This is a genomic window from Labilithrix luteola, from assembly GCF_001263205.1.
Taxonomy (GTDB): Bacteria; Myxococcota_A; Polyangia; order Polyangiales; family Polyangiaceae; genus Labilithrix; species Labilithrix luteola.
The window spans coordinates 6,849,373-6,865,971 of sequence record NZ_CP012333.1 but is presented as its reverse complement, the minus strand read 5'-3'; the positions used below and the strand labels follow the sequence as shown (position 1 = coordinate 6,865,971).

General features: G+C 66.0%; 13 protein-coding genes. 3 read left to right on the top strand and 10 right to left on the bottom strand.

The genetic code is table 11. The features are described from left to right. Window positions 1–6: 6 nt before the first annotated feature. Together AKJ09_RS29780 and AKJ09_RS29775 are read left to right on the top strand one after the other, a co-directional pair. Complete coding sequence (locus AKJ09_RS29780; protein WP_146651251.1) at window positions 7–609, top strand: hypothetical protein; 603 nt, start codon at window positions 7–9, stop codon at window positions 607–609. Between the two features lie 4 nt (window positions 610–613). Further along, the gene (locus AKJ09_RS29775) at window positions 614–1,300 is read left to right on the top strand and encodes a DNA methyltransferase (protein ID WP_169927980.1); all 687 of its coding nucleotides are present in this window, start codon (window positions 614–616) and stop codon (window positions 1,298–1,300) included. Window positions 1,301–1,377: 77 nt separating this feature from the next. Here the strand turns inward: AKJ09_RS29775 and AKJ09_RS29770 are convergent, their stop codons facing one another. Then, on the bottom strand, window positions 1,378–2,142 hold the full coding sequence (locus tag AKJ09_RS29770; RefSeq protein ID WP_146651250.1) for a TetR family transcriptional regulator: 765 nt from the start codon (window positions 2,140–2,142) through the stop codon (window positions 1,378–1,380). Window positions 2,143–2,314: 172 nt separating this feature from the next. On the opposite strand from AKJ09_RS29770, the gene AKJ09_RS29765 reads away from it, so the two are divergent. Next, window positions 2,315–3,523 (top strand): FAD-dependent monooxygenase, encoded by a 1,209-nt coding sequence (locus AKJ09_RS29765; RefSeq protein ID WP_146651249.1) that lies wholly within the window; start codon window positions 2,315–2,317, stop codon window positions 3,521–3,523. A gap of 4 nt (window positions 3,524–3,527) precedes the next feature. Here AKJ09_RS29765 and rbfA read toward each other — a convergent pair whose 3' ends face one another. The 9 genes from rbfA to AKJ09_RS29720 all read right to left on the bottom strand — a co-directional run bounded on the left by rbfA (window position 3,528) and on the right by AKJ09_RS29720 (window position 16,533). Then, entirely contained in the window at window positions 3,528–3,917 is a 390-nt protein-coding gene (gene rbfA, locus AKJ09_RS29760) for a 30S ribosome-binding factor RbfA (RefSeq protein ID WP_146651248.1), read from the bottom strand. Continuing rightward, a complete protein-coding gene (locus tag AKJ09_RS29755) occupies window positions 3,907–4,251 on the bottom strand; it encodes a DUF503 domain-containing protein (RefSeq protein ID WP_146651247.1) in 345 nt (114 codons plus the stop codon). Before AKJ09_RS29755 ends, rbfA begins: the two co-directional genes overlap by 11 nt. Before the next feature lie 84 nt (window positions 4,252–4,335). After that, window positions 4,336–7,380, bottom strand: coding sequence for a translation initiation factor IF-2 (gene infB / locus AKJ09_RS29750; RefSeq protein ID WP_146651246.1), 3,045 nt, complete (start codon window positions 7,378–7,380; stop codon window positions 4,336–4,338). Next, a complete protein-coding gene (locus tag AKJ09_RS29745) occupies window positions 7,377–8,090 on the bottom strand; it encodes a DUF448 domain-containing protein (RefSeq protein ID WP_146651245.1) in 714 nt (237 codons plus the stop codon). The genes infB and AKJ09_RS29745 overlap by 4 nt, the downstream gene beginning before the upstream one ends. Before the next feature lie 21 nt (window positions 8,091–8,111). Further along, window positions 8,112–9,770, bottom strand: a complete 1,659-nt coding sequence (gene nusA, locus AKJ09_RS29740) for a transcription termination factor NusA (protein ID WP_146651244.1) — start codon at window positions 9,768–9,770, stop codon at window positions 8,112–8,114. A gap of 56 nt (window positions 9,771–9,826) precedes the next feature. Continuing rightward, window positions 9,827–10,417, bottom strand: coding sequence for a ribosome maturation factor RimP (locus AKJ09_RS29735; RefSeq protein WP_169927979.1), 591 nt, complete (start codon window positions 10,415–10,417; stop codon window positions 9,827–9,829). A gap of 349 nt (window positions 10,418–10,766) precedes the next feature. Beyond that, window positions 10,767–13,952, bottom strand: a complete 3,186-nt coding sequence (locus AKJ09_RS29730) for an efflux RND transporter permease subunit (RefSeq protein WP_146651242.1) — start codon at window positions 13,950–13,952, stop codon at window positions 10,767–10,769. Next, window positions 13,949–15,127, bottom strand: a complete 1,179-nt coding sequence (locus tag AKJ09_RS29725) for an efflux RND transporter periplasmic adaptor subunit (protein WP_146651241.1) — start codon at window positions 15,125–15,127, stop codon at window positions 13,949–13,951. Before AKJ09_RS29725 ends, AKJ09_RS29730 begins: the two co-directional genes overlap by 4 nt. Then, the gene (locus AKJ09_RS29720) at window positions 15,124–16,533 is read right to left on the bottom strand and encodes a TolC family protein (RefSeq protein WP_146651240.1); all 1,410 of its coding nucleotides are present in this window, start codon (window positions 16,531–16,533) and stop codon (window positions 15,124–15,126) included. Before AKJ09_RS29720 ends, AKJ09_RS29725 begins: the two co-directional genes overlap by 4 nt. Between the last annotated feature and the right edge of the window lie 66 nt (window positions 16,534–16,599).

The window sequence follows — 16,599 nt, the reverse complement described above, 5'->3', positions numbered from 1 at the left end:
GTGGCAATGCGCGGGCTGCGATGGTTGCTCTGGTTGGCTCCGCTCCTCGCCATCGGATGCGGTGACAAGTCGAGCGCCAAGAACGCCCCTGCCGACGCGGGTCAGTCCGCGATGGTCGCCAAGACGGCGGATGGTGGGCCGGAAGGCGGCGTTGCTCAAGCTGCAGACGCTGGCGAGGTCGACGAGATGTCGGCGCCGCCGGCGAGCGGTGAAGAGCTCGCGTCGCGCATGCGCCATCTGCTCGAGGCCATCGCCCAGAACAACCCCGACCTCGCGAGCGACGCGATGTTCCCGCGTGACGCGTACATCGCGGCCAAGGACGCGCCCGATCCGGGCAAGGCGTGGGAGAAGAAGGTCGCGTCGGCGTTCCGTCATTCCGTCGAACGCACGCACACGCGAACGAAGGGCGCCTCGTACGCGAAGTTCGTTTCCTTCGAGCTTGGCAAGACGATCAGCCAGACCACGCCGAAGAAGAAGGACTTCAAGAAGCCTCTCTGGCGCGTGAAGCATTCGAAGCTCACGTTCAGCATCGAGGGCAAGACGCACCATCTCCTCATCGCGGAGATGACCGCATGGCGTGGCAACTGGTACGTCTCGCGCCTTCGGTAGTTCGTTGGACGAGCAACCCGAGTCCCCGACGACGGCGACGTCCAGCGCGCAACCGACCCGGCGCATCGTCCAGGCCGAAGCGATGGCCTGGATGGAGGGCAACGCAGCCGAGGCGGGTTCGAGCGTCGTCACCTCGCTTCCGGACGTGTCGGAGCTCGGCGGCACGAGCCTCGAGGCTTGGCGACAGTGGTTCGTGTCGGCCGCACGGCACGTGATTCGTTGGACGCCCGACGAAGGCGTGTCGATCTTCTATCAGAGCGACATCCGCGTGCAGGGCGCATGGATCGACAAGGGCTACCTGATCATGCGCGCGGCCGAGGAGGAGCGCGCCCACGTGATCTGGCACAAGATCGTGTGTCGCAAGCCACCAGGGACGACCAGCCTCGGGCGACCGAGCTACTCGCACATGATCTGCGTCTCGAAGAAGCTTCGTGAGCCTGCACGAAGACCGGGCCCCGACGTCCTTCCCGACGCAGGACACATGCCGTGGAGTCGAGCCATGGGCGTCGAGGCTTGCCGCGTCGCCTGCGCCTATTTGCGCGACGAGACGAGCACGAGGATCGTGGTCGACCCCTTTTGTGGCCGAGGGACGGTGCTCGCCGTCGCCAACGATCTCGGATTCCATGCGGTGGGCGTGGACCTGAGCGCGAAGCGCGTTCGCGCAGCCCGCCGCCTGTCCACCACCTCGTGACTCGGGGAAACAGCGGCCCCGGCGTGCAGCGCGCGACGCGAGTCTCGAAATCTATCTCACAATTGTCTCAATATTATTCATCGAGCCCCCAGGTGACGGTACACCGTCGCCCGTGAAACGCCGAGCTCGAGGGCGATGTCTTCGGCCGTACGACCTGCTGCGTGGAGGCGCCTGGCCTCGTCGATCATCGCCGTGGTCAGCGACGGAGGCCGCCCGGCGGAAGGGCGACGCGCACGCGCTGGCGCCGAAGTCGCCCGCGGAGGGACGTTGCGCCCCGAGCGACGCCGCGGATGACCGCCGACGAGCTTGTGAACACCGTCGAGAATCGTCGTACGGAGTATCTCCGGGTCTGCATCGACGAACAAGACGACGGGATCGGCGAGCATGCCGATCGCCTGTGCCGCGCGGACGCGATCGGCCAGGTCCGCATCCGCCCCGGCGACAAGGTTGTTCGCGCGCAGCATGGCCTGCCTGAATCGCTTGAAAATAGGGCTCGCAGCGACCATCGCGAGGTCTTGCAGGTTCGTTCGAAGGAGGTAGCGATGCGCGAGCCAGACGTCGAGAATGCCTTCCAGGAGCGTCCACTTCACGTCTTCGGGATCGGCAAGGTCGGCAGCACCGATCGTTGCTTCCAGGGCATCGAGCATCGGTTCGGCGAGGGCACCGAGGAGATCCGGTTTGCCCGGAAAGTGGTACAGGACCGCCGCCTTCGAGATGCCCACGTTCTCGGCGATCGTACGCACCGACGTTGCGTGGTAGCCCCGCGTCGAGAACTCCTTCAGCGCGGCACGCAGAATGCGAGCGCGGGTCGCGGAGGCTTGGGTGGACGACGATTCGGTCACGCGTCGAGCCTAGCGGTTGACTGACCGGTGACCAAGACCTATGGAATTCAACACTGACCATCGGTCAGTAATGACCATCGGTCACTCACCATCCCAGTCATCTCGCTCATCTCGCTCATCTCCGCACGCTGCGTCCCATGGACGACGACCAGCGCGACGAAAGGACGGCTCCATGCACCGCTCTCATCCGGCCCATCGGGCGGGCCACCTGGGCGCTCGGACTCGTACGGTTCTGATCTCCGGAGCCGGCGTCGCCGGGCCTACGCTCGCGTACTGGCTGGCTCGTCACGGGTATCGACCTACGGTCGTCGAGCGCTCGGGGTCGGTCCGCTCGAGCGGCAACCCCGTGGACGTTCGAGGGCCGGCGGTCGAAGTCGCGGAACGAATGCACGTCATGCCGCGCCTACGCGAGGTCGCCACCTCGGTTACCGATCTCGTGTTCCTGAACCCGCGTGGAGAACGAGTTGGCCGCGTCGACGTGGGTGTCCTGAGGCAGGCGAGCGGCAGCCGCGAAGTCGAGCTGCCTCGAGGCGATCTCGCCGCGGCCCTCTACGAAGCAAGCCGCGACTCCGCCGAGTTCGTCTTCGGCGACTCGATCGCCACGCTGAATCAGGACGCTCATGGCGTGAACGTCACGTTCGAGCACGGCGTGTCTCGTCGCTTCGACCTCGTCATCGGGGCCGACGGACTTCACTCGACCGTTCGACGCCTGGCGTTCGGCCCCGAATCCGACTTCGTCGAGCCCACGGGCATCTGGGTCGCAACCATGCCGATGCCCGGGGCGCCTACGCGCGCCCACGAGATCCTCATGCACAACATGCCGGGGCGCCTGACGTCCATTCACCCGTCTCGCGGCAAAGCGCTCGTCGCGTTCATCTTCCGCGACGCGAGCACGGTGAGCTTCGATCCGCGAGACACCGAGCAGCACAAGCGAAAGCTCCTCGAAGCCTACGACGGAGACGTGTGGCGCTTGCCTGAGCTCCTGTCGTACGTCCGAGAGACAAGCGAGCTCTACTTCGATTCCGTGAGCCGCGTCAGGATGACGAGCTGGTCCCGGGGTCGCGTCGCGCTCCTCGGTGATGCCGCCTCGTGCGTCTCCCTCTTCGGCGAAGGCTCGTCACTCGCGATGTCCGGCGCGTTCAGCCTCGCGAACGCCCTCGCCGATACGCCCGACGATCCGATCATGGCCTTCCGCCGCTACGAGGCCGAGCATCGTCGGCTCGTCATGCCCAAGCAGGAAGGCGTCGCCCTCGCCGCCGCGCTCCTCGTCCCGAAGACGAAAGAGGGCATCACGCTGCGCAACTGGGCAACGCACCTCTGGCCCGCGGCCGCCGCCGCCGCGTGGGCAAAGCGGCGGGTTTCATCGGCAACGGTGAGCTGACGAGCTATTCGCTCTTGCGGTCGCGTTTCACTTCTTCGAGGAGCTCGTCGATGCGGTCGCGAGCTTCCTGGCCGGCGTCGTACTCGAAGCGAAGCTCCGGAGCGAAGCGCATCTTCAGGCGGCTCGTGATGGCGCTCTTCAGGCGGCCCGTCGCGCGCTCGAGGGCTTGCTGGGCTTCCTTGCGGCGCGCTTCGACGTTCACGCCCGGGCCGGCCAGGATGGCGAGGCGCCAGTAGACGCGGGCGAGGCGCAGGTCCTTGGTGATCGACACCGACGCGATGATGAGCCCCTCGAGACGGGGGTCGCCCAAGTCGCGAGCGATGAGTCGCGCGAGCTCCTGACGGATCTCCGCCGCCATGCGCGCGGGCCTGTTGCTTCGATCTTCACCCGCCATCGTCGTCCTCTTCCTCTTCGTAGCTGGCGCCGCCGTACAGGTCGTCGCCCACGGTGATGATTTCCGTCGCGCGGTCCGTGAGCACCGCCTCTTCTTGCAGCTCGGCCGAGCGAGCCACTTGCTCGAGCACCGAGTCGCATAGGCTGGCGTCGCCCGAGACCACCGCCACGCCAAACACGGCCTTCTGGTGAAGGTCCTGGGCGTCGACCTCGGCAACTGACACGTCGAAACGCGCTCGCGTCCGGTCACGGAATTTCCGCGTCACCGAGCGCTTGTCCTTGAGGGACCGCGCATGCGGGATGTGGAATGTGAGCCGGAGAACACCAACGAACATGAACGCGTGCCCTGGTCCGTGAAAGTAACGAGCCCGGGCGGTCTCATCGACCAGACCCGGGCTCTCAGCGAAAAGCGCTCTCGATCAGAGCTTCTGTTTCACTTCTTCGATCTCGTACGACTCGACGATGTCCTTCTCTTTGACGTCGTTGTAGCCGTCGAGGCTGATACCGCACTCGAAGCCTTCGGAGACTTCCTTCACGTCGTCCTTGAAGCGCTTGAGGGCTGCCATCTTGCCGTCCCAGATCACGGTGTTGTCGCGGATGAGGCGAACCTGACCGCCACGAACGACCTTGCCCTGGGTGACGTACGAACCGGCGACGATGACGCCGCGGATCTTGAAGATGGCGCGGATCTCGGCGCGACCGGTGGTCTTCTCGACCTTGGTCGTGGGGAGCAGGCCTTCCATCGCGCGCTTCACGTCATCCACGGCGTCGTAGATGATCGAGTAGAGGCGAATTTCGACCTTGTTCTCTTCGGCGAGCGCCGCCGACTTGCCAGCCGGGCGGACGTTGAAGCCGATGATGATCGCCTTGGAAGCGATCGCGAGGTTCACGTCGCCTTCGGTGATGGCACCGACGCCGGCGTTGATGATCGCGAGCTTCACGCGGTCCGTCGTGAGCTTGTTGAACGCGCTGGCGAGCGCTTCGAGGGAGCCCTGGACGTCACCCTTGATGATGACGCGGAGCTCCTGCTGATCGGCCGCCTGCATACGCTCGACGAGGCCGGCCAGCGAGATGCGTGCATCATCGCTGATGAGGCTCTTGTCGCGCTTGACCTTGCGGCTCTCGGCAATCTCCTGCGCCTTCTTCGGGTCCTTGACGGCGTGGAGCGGATCGCCTGCGCCGGGGACGTCGGAGAGGCCGAGGATCTCGACCGGGGTAGACGGACCGGCCTCGTGGACCTGCTTGCCGTGCTCGTTCGTCATCGCGCGAACCTTGCCGAAGCCCGGACCCGCGAGGACGAAGTCACCGACCTTGAGCGTGCCTTCCTGGACGAGGACGCGCGCCACCGGACCACGACCGCGATCGAGGAGAGCCTCGAGCACGACACCGGACGCCGGCTTCTTCGGGTTGGCCTTGAGGTCGAGGACCTCCGCCTGGAGCCCGATCAGCTCGAGCAGCTGCGGAATGCCTTCGCCCGTGAGCGCGGAGACGTTGGTGAAGATCGTGTCGCCGCCCCACTCTTCGGGCTGGAGGCCGACGTCGACGAGCTCGCGCTTGACGCGGTCGGGCTCTGCCGACGGCTTGTCGATCTTGTTGACCGCGACGATGATCGGAACCTTGGCCGCCTTCGCATGAGCGACGGCTTCCTTGGTCTGCGGCATGACGCCGTCGTCGGCCGCGACCACGAGAACGACGATGTCCGTCGCGCTCGCGCCACGGGCGCGCATCGCGGTGAAGGCTTCGTGGCCCGGCGTATCGAGGAATACGATCGTGCCGTTGTCGGTCTTCACCTTGTAGGCGCCGATGTGCTGGGTGATGCCACCCGCCTCGCCGCCCGCAACGTTGGCCTTTCGGATCTTGTCGAGGAGGCTCGTCTTGCCGTGGTCGACGTGACCCATGACCGTGACGACCGGAGGACGCGGGGCGAGGTTCTCGTCCGCGGGGCCGGCCTCGGTCGCGGCTTCACCACGAGCCGCGGCGATCGCGCCTTCTTCGCTGACCGCGACGTCCTCGACTTCCCAGCCGAACTCGCTGGCGAGGATCTTCGCCGTGTCGGCGTCGAGCGTGGTGTTGATGTGCACGCCGGTCATGCCCATGCCGAGGAGCTTCATGAGGAGCTCCGTGGCCTTGAGGCTCAGCTTCGCCGCCATCGCGGAGAGCGTGATGTTCTCCTCGATGCGGATGACCTTCTTGTGCTCGCTCATCTCCTTGGTGGAGACGTTGACCGGACCACGACGGACCGGCTGGAAGCGACCACCCGGACGACCGCCCGGACCACCACGACCCATCATCGGGCCCCCAGGACCACGCTGCTGACCAGGGCGCATACCGGGGCGCTGTGGGCCGCCACCGGCGCGCGGGTTGAACTCGGTACGACGCGCCATCGCGCCGGCCGCACCACCACCGATACCGGTGCGCGGAGCGTTCATGGGCGTGGGCATCGGAACGCCCGGTCGGCCGGCCCAGTACTCGACGCCCGTCTTGGGAGCCGCGCGGACCGGCGGGGGGGCCGGTGCAGGAGCAGGAGCCGGTGCAGGCGCAGGCGCTTGGGAAGCGGCAGCCGCCGGACGACGGGCCTCCTCCGGAGCCGCGATCGACGCGGGCGCGGGAATCGACTCGACAGGCGCAGCCGCGACGGACGCGGGGGCGACCGAGGGAGCGGCGACCGAAGCGGGAGCCGACGGAGCGGGCGCGGGAACCGACGCCGCGGCCGCAGGCACAGACGGCGGAGCCGCAGGAACCGGGGCGGCAGGGACCGAGACCGGTGCCGGCGGCACGGGCGCAGCTTCGACCGCCGGAGCGGACGGCGCAGCGACAACCGCGGGCACAGACGGCGGCGCGGGCGGCGCCGACGGAACGGGTTCGTGGGTCACGACGACCGCAGGTGCGGACGGAGCGGCCACGGGGATCTTCGCTTCGGAGACCGGCGCAGGCGGCACGGAGACCTCTTCGCGGAGGTTGCGCGTGCTCTTGCGCTCGCTGGGACGATCCGCGACCGGAGCCGGAGCTTCGGCGGCGACGTCCTTGGTGCTGCGACGCTCCTCAGGGACATCGCGGAACGTGAGCACGCGGGCGCTCTCACGATCGGCGATGACATCGAGCTGAGGCGCCGAAGGCTCCGCGAGCTGGGCGACGTCCCGTCGCGAGGCAATGTCGTCGAGGTTCGGCGACGACGGCTGCGGCGCGGGGATCGAGGCGACCGAGGGCGAAGACGGCTCCGCTGTGGTCTTGGCGACCGCGCGGCGCTTGAGGACCGTACCCGCGCCGCGGCGGATGCGCTCCTCGATGACATCGTGAGTCTGCTTCTTCTCGAGGTTGCGCTTGAGACGCTCCACGGCATCCGGATCGACGGAGCTCATGTGGTTCCGAACGTCCGTGACACCGATCGACTGAAACAGACCAACGACCGCCTTTGGGTCGAGGTTCAGCTGTTTCGCCACTTCGTAGACCCGAACCTTGCTCATCGAACCTCCGGAGACCACCATGCTTCACTCCTCGCCCCGTTCGCCCCATCGGGCGCCGCGATATGGGAAGCGAACGGTCGCGACATGCGGAACGCACTCGCGATTGCAGACGCCACGCCGTGGTGAAGCACGGCACATACTGCGACCTCGTCGCGCCCAAAGAGCGCGCCGAGACTTTCCTTCTTGCTCCAAGCGATGGCCATGCCCCGGCCTACCGCTTCTTGTACTTCGGATACCCTTGCTGCCGCGGCAGCGTCACAAGCAACAATCAAAAGCTTTGCGCTTCCGTCACGAAGCGCCTCACCCACGATGTCCACACCAGACACGGCATGTTTGGCACGCCGAGCCCCGGCGAGAAGCCCCTCGATACGACGATCGGCCGCAGCGACGAGCTGAGCACCGAGCGACTCCGGGGACCCCTTCACCTTGGCCTTGAAGATGCGGGCGAACCCACCCTTGAAGGCCTTCGTCACGCAATCCGCGGACGGATGAACGTGAGCACCACGGCCGAAGCGGGAATCGGCGAGGTCGACGGCGAGCGTCGAGCCCTCGTCTCCTGCGTTCCCAGCTTCGTCCTCACCGAGCACGACACGAACGAGCTCCTTCGACGGGACGCGCTTTCCGCATCCCGCGCACATACGTGTGGGCTCGGGCTTCTCGCCCGCCCTTCCACGCGGCTCGCTGTGCTGCTTCGTCTCGGCCATCATCATCCGTTTTTCGGTTCTCCGTCGTTAGACCGTGGCGGTGTGGACCGTCGCGCTCTTACGAGCCGCGTCGATCTGCTTCCACTCGTTCTGGAGGAAATACTCGGCGCCCTGCTTGAGCGCGCGAGCCTTCTTGATCCCAAGCCCTGTCTTGATCGCGAGCTTGTCTTCGTCTTCGCGCATGATGTCCTCGACGTTGCGGTAGCCCGCATCTTCGAGGAGCTGCACGGTGCGCTCGCCCACGCCGCGGACGAAGAGAAGCTTCTCCTTCTCCGTGAGGGGCTCGGTCTTGCTGGACGCCTGCTGCATGCGCTCGAGGCGGAGACGCTCCATCGTCGACTCGGCGGCCTCGCGGATCTTGCCGGCGTTGTCCTGGCCGACGCCCTGGATTCCGGCGAGCTCCTGCTCGGTCGCTTCCGCCACCTCTTCGAGGGCGCGGAAACCCATGCGGTACATGTTGCGGGCCACCGCCTCGCTCACGCCGTCGATGCGGCCGAGCTGGCTGATGGCTTCCTCTTCCATCTGCTTGAACTTCGACTCGCTGATGATGTCGAGCTTCCAGCCGGTGAGGTGCCAGGCGAGGCGCACGTTCTGGCCTTTGCGGCCGATGGCGAGCGAGAGCTTCTCGTCGGGGACGACGAGCTCCATGCGCCCGTCCGCCTCGTTGACGATGACCTTGTTGACCTCGGCGGGCTGGATCGCCGCGCAGACGAAGCGCGCCGGATCGCGGTCCCACGGGACGATGTCGATCTTCTCGCCGCGGAGCTCCTGCACGACCGCCTGGACGCGCGAGCCCTTCATACCGACGCACGCGCCGACCGGATCGACGTCCGCGTCGCGGCTCATGACGGCGATCTTCGAGCGGGCGCCCGGCTCACGTGCGCAGGCCACGATCTTGACGATGCCCTCGTAAATCTCGGGAACTTCGCTCTCGAAGAGCTTCTCGACGAGCTTGCCGTCCGCGCGCGAGAGGATGATCTGTGGGCCGCGGGCCTCGCGATCGATGTCCTTGAGGAGCGCGACGATGCGGTCGCCCGGGCGGTACGTCTCGCGCGGGGTCTGCTCGCGGAACGGAAGGATGCCCTCCGTACGACCGAGGTCGACGATGAGGTTGTTGCCCTTCTCGAAGCGACGAACGACGCCCTTGATGAGCTCGCCCTTCTTGTCCTTGAACTCGTTGAAGATGAGGTCGCGCTCTTCGTCGCGGACGCGCTGGATGAGGACCTGCTTGGCCGTCTGCGCGGCGATACGCCCGAACTGCGAGCGCGCCTGCTTGACCATGAGGAGGTCACCGAGCTTCTCGTCCTGCTCGGCGGCCTTCTTCGCGTCGTTCGGATGCCAGAAAATCTGGAAGCCGCACTCTTCGCCGATCTCGGCGTTGATGCGCTCGTCCGCCCTCGCCTTCTTGTCGAACTCCTCGAGGTCCTCGAGGCTCACTTCGCGCTCGTCGTCCGACACATCGTCCACGACGGTCATGAACTGGAAGAGGTCGACCTGGCCGGTCTCCTCGTTGAAGGTCGCCTGAAGCTCGCGGTTCGGTCCGAAGACGCTCTGCGCGGCCTTGAGGATCGCCTCTTCGATGGTCTTCACCAGGCGCGAACGTTCGATGCCTTTCTCCTTCGCGACCAAATCGATCGCCTGGAGCAGGTTCACGTCGCCGGGGGCTGCTTGCTGCTGAGTGGCCATGCTTTTCCTCTTCGAGACCAATTCACGCGTCGCGTGAGCGTCGCCATGCGCGAGTGTCACGGCTTCCTCTTCTTTTTGGCGGACTTACTGCTCCCACCTTTCGAAGTGCCCGGTTTCGGAGCAGGTCCGAACTCGAACACGAGCCGTGCCGTGACGATGTCATCCAACGGGACGTCGTAGGTCTTCCGACCGTCGTCGACCGCGACCTTCCCTGCCGAAACAGGGCCGAGGCGCCCGACGAGAACCTTTTGGCCCCCGACAGCTTCGCGAAGCTTCAGCTTCGCCTTCTCTCCCGCAAACCGGACATAGTCGGCCTCCTTCTTGAGTGGCCGCTCGATGCCCGGGGAGCTGACTTCCAAATTGTAGCGGCCGGGGATCGGATCATCGACGTCGAGCGCGGGGCTCAAATCGCGGGCGATTCCGGCGCAAAGCTCCAGGTCGACCGCCGCGTCCTTCGTGCTCAGCTTCTCGGCGCTTGCCCCGAGCCGCTCCACGAAGACGCGCAAAACCCACCCATTTTCGTTCTTCAGCTCGACGTCCACGACCTCTGCCCCATGGGCACGCGCCACCGGCTCGATCACAGCGAGGAGCTGCTCGCGATCGACACCTTGAAGGGCGGCGGGGTTATGGGAAGAAATCGGCTGCATTTGCGAGGGCGTGGCGAACACGAAGAACGGTGAACCAGTCTTTGGCGGTCGGCGTGTCTCTTGGATCTCAGGACAAAAAAAAGCGAACCCGAAAATTGGGGTCCGCAGGTCCGCAGAGCGACAGCCACCAACTGGGGCGCCGAACATAGCGCGCACTGCGGCTCCGATCAACCCACTCAGAACGGTTCTGAGGCGTCTGGGCCGCGGTTTCCCAGGCGCCTCTCATTAGGCCAAAATTCGCCGAACTCCAGGACTTTTTCTGGATGAGCCTGATCGAGGCCCGGCCGTCCGGCCCTGCCCCGGGGGCTAGAGGGACGTGGCCGAGCCTCGATTGGGGGTTCGGCGCGCTTCAGCCGGTGGCCTGCTGCGGGTCGTCCGAGCTCTTCTCGTTCAGGGCAGCGCGGCTCTGGCGGCGAACCTCACGTCGTCGCTCGAAGCGCTCGAGTGCGCCGTGCACGAGAACGAGCAGCGGCGGTTGGACGACGCGCGCCGCGACCGCGAGCATCATGGCGCCGCCGATGACCACGACCGCGAGAGGCTTCTGCGTTTCCGACCCGATGCCGTGCGATAGCGCGGCCGGGAGCAGACCGAACATGGCCACGAGCGTGGTCATGAGCACGGCGCGGAGGCGCGACATGCTCGCGTCGAGCGCTGCCGATTGGATGCTCTCTCCTTCCGCGCGGAGGCGAAGGAAGTAGGAGACGACGAGCATCGCGTCCTGAATGGCGATGCCGAAGATCGAGATGAACCCCATCGCCGCGGAGACGGAGAAGTTCAGCCGGGCGAGAAACAGCGCAAGAATGCCGCCAGCGCAGGCGACAGGGATATTGCAGAGGACGATGAGCGTCGCCCAGAAGTTCCTGACCGAGCCGTAGACGAGCAGGGCAATCAAGATGAGCGTCGCGGGGACGATGAGCGCCAAGCGCGCCTGTGCTTCGCGCAGCTCGTTGATCTCTCCGCTCCACTCGAGATGGGTGTCGTAGCCCGTCTTCACGGTGGCGGCGACCCGCTGCTGCGCTTCGGCGACGGTGCTCTCGAGGTCGCGACCGCGGACGGAGAATTTGAGCGGCGTGTATCGCAACCCATCTTCGCGGAAGATGACAGAGGGACTGTCTTCGATCGTCACCTGAGCGATCTGTGCGAGGGGAACGGGTGTCCCATCCGGAGCGAAGATCATGAGCTCCTTGATCGCCTCGAGCGATTCACGGTACGGCGGCAGCCAGCGAACCGTGAGGTCGAACGTGCGGTCGCCTTCGTAGACGCGCGTGACGGCCTTTCCGCCAATGGCCGCCTGGATCACCGCTTCGACGTTGCCGGTGTTGAGGCCGTAGCGTGAACACGTCTGACGGTCAGGAACGATCTTGACGCTCGGCTGCCCGCTCGAGCGGACGATGCCGAGATCTCGAATGCCAACCACGTTGTCGAGGACGCCGCCGATCTGGTCGGCAATCTTCTCGTTGTCCGCGACGTCGGGCCCGAAGACCTTGATCGAGTTCTCGCCTTTCACTCCGCTCATCGCCTCTTCGACGTTGTCGGAGATCATCTGCGAGAAGTTGAACACCGCACCGGGGAACGCCTCTGCGAGGTCGCGAGAGAGCTCGTCGGTGAGCCTCGCCTTCGTCATTCCGCTCCGCCACTCTTTGGTCGGCTTCAGCGGCGCGAAGAGCTCGATGTTGTGGAAGCCCGCGACGTCCGTGCCGTCGTCGGGTCGACCGAGCTGAGAGATGACCGTGAGGACCTCGGGGTACTTCCGATTCTTGTCGGTGCATTCCTGCGGACCCGACGGGCAACCACGGAGGATCGAGCGCATACGTCCGACGTACTTGCCCGACTGCTCGAGCGAGACGGACGTCGGGAGCGTCGCGCGGATCCAAAGATTTCCTTCCTCGAGCTTCGGCATGAACTCGCCGCCGAGCGCATTGAAGAGGGAGAGGCAGAACAGTACCGGCAAGAGGCTGACGACGAGGGCCGTCTTCGGCCGCATGACGGCGAATCGGAAGATCGGCCAGTACAGCTTCTTGAGCCCTCGCGTCGCCCAGCTGTCCTTGTCCTCGGTCGAGGGCGGGATCACACGAGACGCGAGCGCGGGGGTCAGCGTTAGCGCGAGAAAGATCGCGCCGCCGATCGCGAAAGCGTACGTGTGCGCCATCGGCGAGAAGATGACGCCCGACACTCCCTTCATCGTGAAGAGAGGGAGGAACGCGATACCGATGATGATCGTCGAGAACGCCATCGGTCTCGCGACTTGCTTCGCCCCTGCGAGGATGCGGTCCTGGATCGTGCCTTCGCCGTGTTTGCCGAGGAAATGGAAGATGCTCTCCATCATGATGACGGTCGAGTCGACGACGATGCCGAAGTCGACGGCTCCGATGGAGATGAGATTCGCCGGCGTGTCGCTGGCCACCATTCCGCAGAAGGCAAAAAGGAGCGCGAGCGGAATGTTGAGGGCGGTGACCAGCGCGGCGCGCCAGTGCCCCAAGAACAGCACGAGGATCACCGTGACGAGGAGCATGCCGACGACAACGTTCTCGAGAACGGTATGCGTCGTCAGGGCAACGAGATTCCCTCGATCGTAGTACGGCACGATCTCCATGCCCGGCGGCAGGAGATGGGCGCTTCGAATGTGCTCGACGCGCGCGTGGATCCCTTCGAGCGTCTTCGGCGTTTGGCCGCCGTAGCGCATGAGCACCGTGCCCTGCACGATGTCGTCGTTGTCGTCGTGACCGACGATACCGAGGCGAGGTGCGAAGCCCAGCTCGACGGTCGCCACGTCACGCACGCGGATGGGGACGCCGCCGCGTGCTGCGACGACGATCGCCTCGATGTCGTGGACGTTCTTCACGAGACCGACGCCGCGGATCGTGTACGCCTGCTCGCCGACCGTCAGGCGCTGACCGCCGACGTTCTGGTTCGAGCTCTGGATGGCGTCGATGAGCTGGTCGAGGTTGACGTTGTAGCCACGCAGGCGGAACGGATCGACGTTGACCTGGTACTGCTTCGTTTCACCACCGAACGAAACGACGTCGATGACGCCCGGGACCTGTTTGAACTGCCGTTCGAGGATCCAGTCCTGCGCGGTCTTCAGATCGCGAAGGCTGTACCCCTTCCCCTTCAGCTCGTAGCGGAACACCTCGCCGATCGCGTTCCACGGGCTGACGCCGGCCTGAACGCCGTCGGGCAGCTGGATCATGTTGAGGCGGTTGAGGACCTCCTGGCGCGCGGCTTCGTAGCTCGTGCCCCAGCTGAAGTAGCACTTCACGTCGGCGAGGCCGAAGAGCGACTGGGAACGCGTGTGCTCGAGGCCGGGCATACCAGCCAGGCCGATTTCGAGCGGCACCGTGACGTAGCGCTCCACGTCTTCGGCGCTCATGCCTTCCGGCTGCGCGATGATTTCGACGAGGGGCGGCACCGGGTTCGGGTACGCCTCGATATCGAGCTCTTTGTACGACCACGCGCCCGCCACCACGAGGCCGAGCGCGAGGAGCATCACGATCATGGGCGCACGGAGCGCCCACGCGACGAGACGTTCGATCATTTCGCGTCGGATCCCGCGAGGAGGATCCCTCCGTGCGTCACGATCGGCGTGCCCTTCTCGAGGCCGTGGGCCACGGGCACCCACTTTCCACCTTCGCTCTCGTCGATGACGACCGGAACGCGGGCGAACGCGCGACGGCCGTCAGGCGCGTGGCCCTTCTCCACGAAGACCGCGGTCTGGTCACCGAGGCGCAGCAGTGCCGCGCGCGGAACGGCGAGCGCCCTCCGCTGTTCGACGGAGATGTAGAGCGTCGCGTACATCTCGGGCTTGAGAACACGGTCCGCGTTGTCGAGCACGCAGCGGACCTTCGCCGTGCGCGTGGCCGGATCGAGAATGCCGGACACCCACTCGATCTTCGCGGGGAACACGCGGTTCGGCAGCGCGAAGAGCTTGATGTTCACCGGCGAGCCGACCTTCACGCGCGTGGAGTCCATCTCGTAGACGTCCGCCACGACCCACAGGCGATCGAGCTCGCCGATGGTGAAGAGCTCGACGGCGGTTCCGCCGCTGTACTGGCCGGCAACCTCGGCGCCGGGCGTGACCTGACGCGCGACGATCTCACCTTCGATTTCCGCGCGAAGCGGATAGGTCTGGGTGACGCCACTGGGCGAGCCGCCGGCGCGGAAGAGCGACGTCTTCTGCTTGGCGCGCTCGACCTCGGCCTTCGCCTTGCGATAGGCATCTTCGGCCTGCTCGTAGTCGCGCTGCGACGTGGCGTGCGCCGCGAGGAGCTCCTTTTGACGCTCGAGGTCGTGCTCGGCCTGGATGCGGTCGGCTTCGGCTTTGTGAAGATCGGCCGAGGCGAGACCGATGTCGGGCGACTCGAGATACGCGAGGACGTCGCCCTTCTTCACGCGCTGACCGAGCTGCGCTTCGATCTTCGTCACGCGCCCGGACACGGGGGAGAACACGTGCGAGACGTGCGCGTCGCTGAAAAGAACCTTGCCGCTCGTGAGGATCACGTCGTCGACGTCTTGCTCGGCGAGAGGCTCGACTTGGACCTTTGCCTCGGCAATCTGAGCGTCGGTCAGCCAGACTTCACCGTTCGGCGGCTCGGCCCCGGTGCTCGCCGGCGTGAGGCCCTGACGCTTGCAACCGAGATCGCCGAAGGCGAGCGCGACGAAACACGAGAAAACGAGGGCGGCTCGTTTGGAGACAGGCGACTTCGCCATCATTGCGTGAGTTCCTTGCCGATGGCCTGCTCGAGCATGAAGACGGCAGCCCAGTAGTTGACGAGCTCGGCGTTGTAGTCGCTGTTGACCTGCACCCAGCTGCGCTGGGCATCGAGGAGGTCGGTCAACGTGGCGGAGCCGGCGTTGTATTGAACCTGCGTGATCTCGCGAGCACGCTTCGCGCGCTCCAGAAGGGACGACTCGTAGCGCTCCACGATGGCGCGTGCGGTGACGAACGCGTTGTGCGCCGAGGCTATTTCCGCCGCCACGGTGGTCTCCACGCGCTTTCGCGCGACGCTCGCCGCTTCGCGCTCGGCCTCGGCGCGCCCGATTTCGCCTTGCTGCTGGTAGAAGACAGGCAAGGGCAAGGCCGCGCCGACGGAGAGCGTGGGCGGCTGAACGGCGCTCTGGCCGGTGCCGGCCTGCTGGTACTGGAGCAGCAACGAGATGTCGGGGATGCGCGAACGCTTCGCGAGCGTCACGGCCGCCTCCCCTCCCGACTCACGGGCGATCGCCTGCTTGCGGTCGGGGCGGTTTTCGAGGGCGATCTGGAGCAGGTTGCCATTGTCGGGCGACTGCAGAACCTCCGGGACGCGGAAACGCAGCACGTCGCGATCGACAGCAAGCTCGGGAACGGGGCCCTGCATACCGAGAAGAACGGCCAGATCGATCTGCTCTTGCCGGTACGCGCGACGCGCGCGCTCCACGTCTTGCTCGGCGCGCATCGCCTCCTGCTCGACGCGAGCGAGCTGGCCTTCGTCGATCACGCGAGGATAGCGCACGCGATTGATCTCGACGGATCGCTCGAGCGAGGCCGCCACGTCTCGCGTGAACTCCACCTGAACCTGCGCGGCCGCGGCCTGCATGTACTGGATCTTGGCCTGGGCGATGACGATACGCTCGGCGTCGGTCTTGCCGAGGCGAGCGGCAGTGAGGGCGTACTTGGCGACCTCCTTCCTGAGCGCGCGCTTGCGGCTGATGGCGCCTTCGATGAGGCCTTGATCCGAGAGCTCGGCGAAGTAGGCGTAATGCGAACAGCCTTCGCAGCCGGGCACGTTGGGCGAATAGTTGAAGACGCGCCCCACGTACGCACTGAGGGTGGGGTTCGGGAGCGGCCCGGCAGCTCGGACGTCTCCCTCCGCCGCCTTCACGTCGGTCGCGGCGAGGAGCACGTCGAACGCGCGCGATCGCGCCACCTTGACGGCCTCCGAAAGGGGCAAATGCTGGGCGCCAGGCGGAATAGGCGCCTGCTCGTTCAGGATCGACCTGCTGCCGGGAAACGCCGTCGGATTCGGGGGCGCGCCCAGCGGCGTGGTCGGCGCGGGAGCGGGCGAAACGGAAGGCGCATTTCCGGGAGAAGGCGCCGGCACGTCCGCGCGCGCAGAGCCAAGGTCGACGAGCGACAACATTAAGAGGAGAACAGCTGGCGACGCGAACCGCCTGCGTCGAGGCGACGCAGTGGCGCGTGGAGGACG

Bases quoted from the DNA above. Each gene is read 5' to 3' on its own strand.
- AKJ09_RS29745 (WP_146651245.1), bottom strand. From the start codon at position 8,090: ATGATGATGGCCGAGACGAAGCAGCACAGCGAGCCGCGTGGAAGGGCG.
- AKJ09_RS29765 (WP_146651249.1), top strand. From the start codon at position 2,315: ATGCACCGCTCTCATCCGGCCCATCGGGCGGGCCACCTGGGCGCTCGG.
- AKJ09_RS29720 (WP_146651240.1), bottom strand. From the start codon at position 16,533: ATGTTGTCGCTCGTCGACCTTGGCTCTGCGCGCGCGGACGTGCCGGCG.
- infB (WP_146651246.1), bottom strand. From the start codon at position 7,380: ATGAGCAAGGTTCGGGTCTACGAAGTGGCGAAACAGCTGAACCTCGAC.
- AKJ09_RS29755 (WP_146651247.1), bottom strand. From the start codon at position 4,251: ATGTTCGTTGGTGTTCTCCGGCTCACATTCCACATCCCGCATGCGCGG.
- rbfA (WP_146651248.1), bottom strand. From the start codon at position 3,917: ATGGCGGGTGAAGATCGAAGCAACAGGCCCGCGCGCATGGCGGCGGAG.
- AKJ09_RS29730 (WP_146651242.1), bottom strand. From the start codon at position 13,952: ATGATCGAACGTCTCGTCGCGTGGGCGCTCCGTGCGCCCATGATCGTG.
- nusA (WP_146651244.1), bottom strand. From the start codon at position 9,770: ATGGCCACTCAGCAGCAAGCAGCCCCCGGCGACGTGAACCTGCTCCAG.
- AKJ09_RS29725 (WP_146651241.1), bottom strand. From the start codon at position 15,127: ATGATGGCGAAGTCGCCTGTCTCCAAACGAGCCGCCCTCGTTTTCTCG.
- AKJ09_RS29735 (WP_169927979.1), bottom strand. From the start codon at position 10,417: ATGCAGCCGATTTCTTCCCATAACCCCGCCGCCCTTCAAGGTGTCGAT.
- AKJ09_RS29780 (WP_146651251.1), top strand. From the start codon at position 7: ATGCGCGGGCTGCGATGGTTGCTCTGGTTGGCTCCGCTCCTCGCCATC.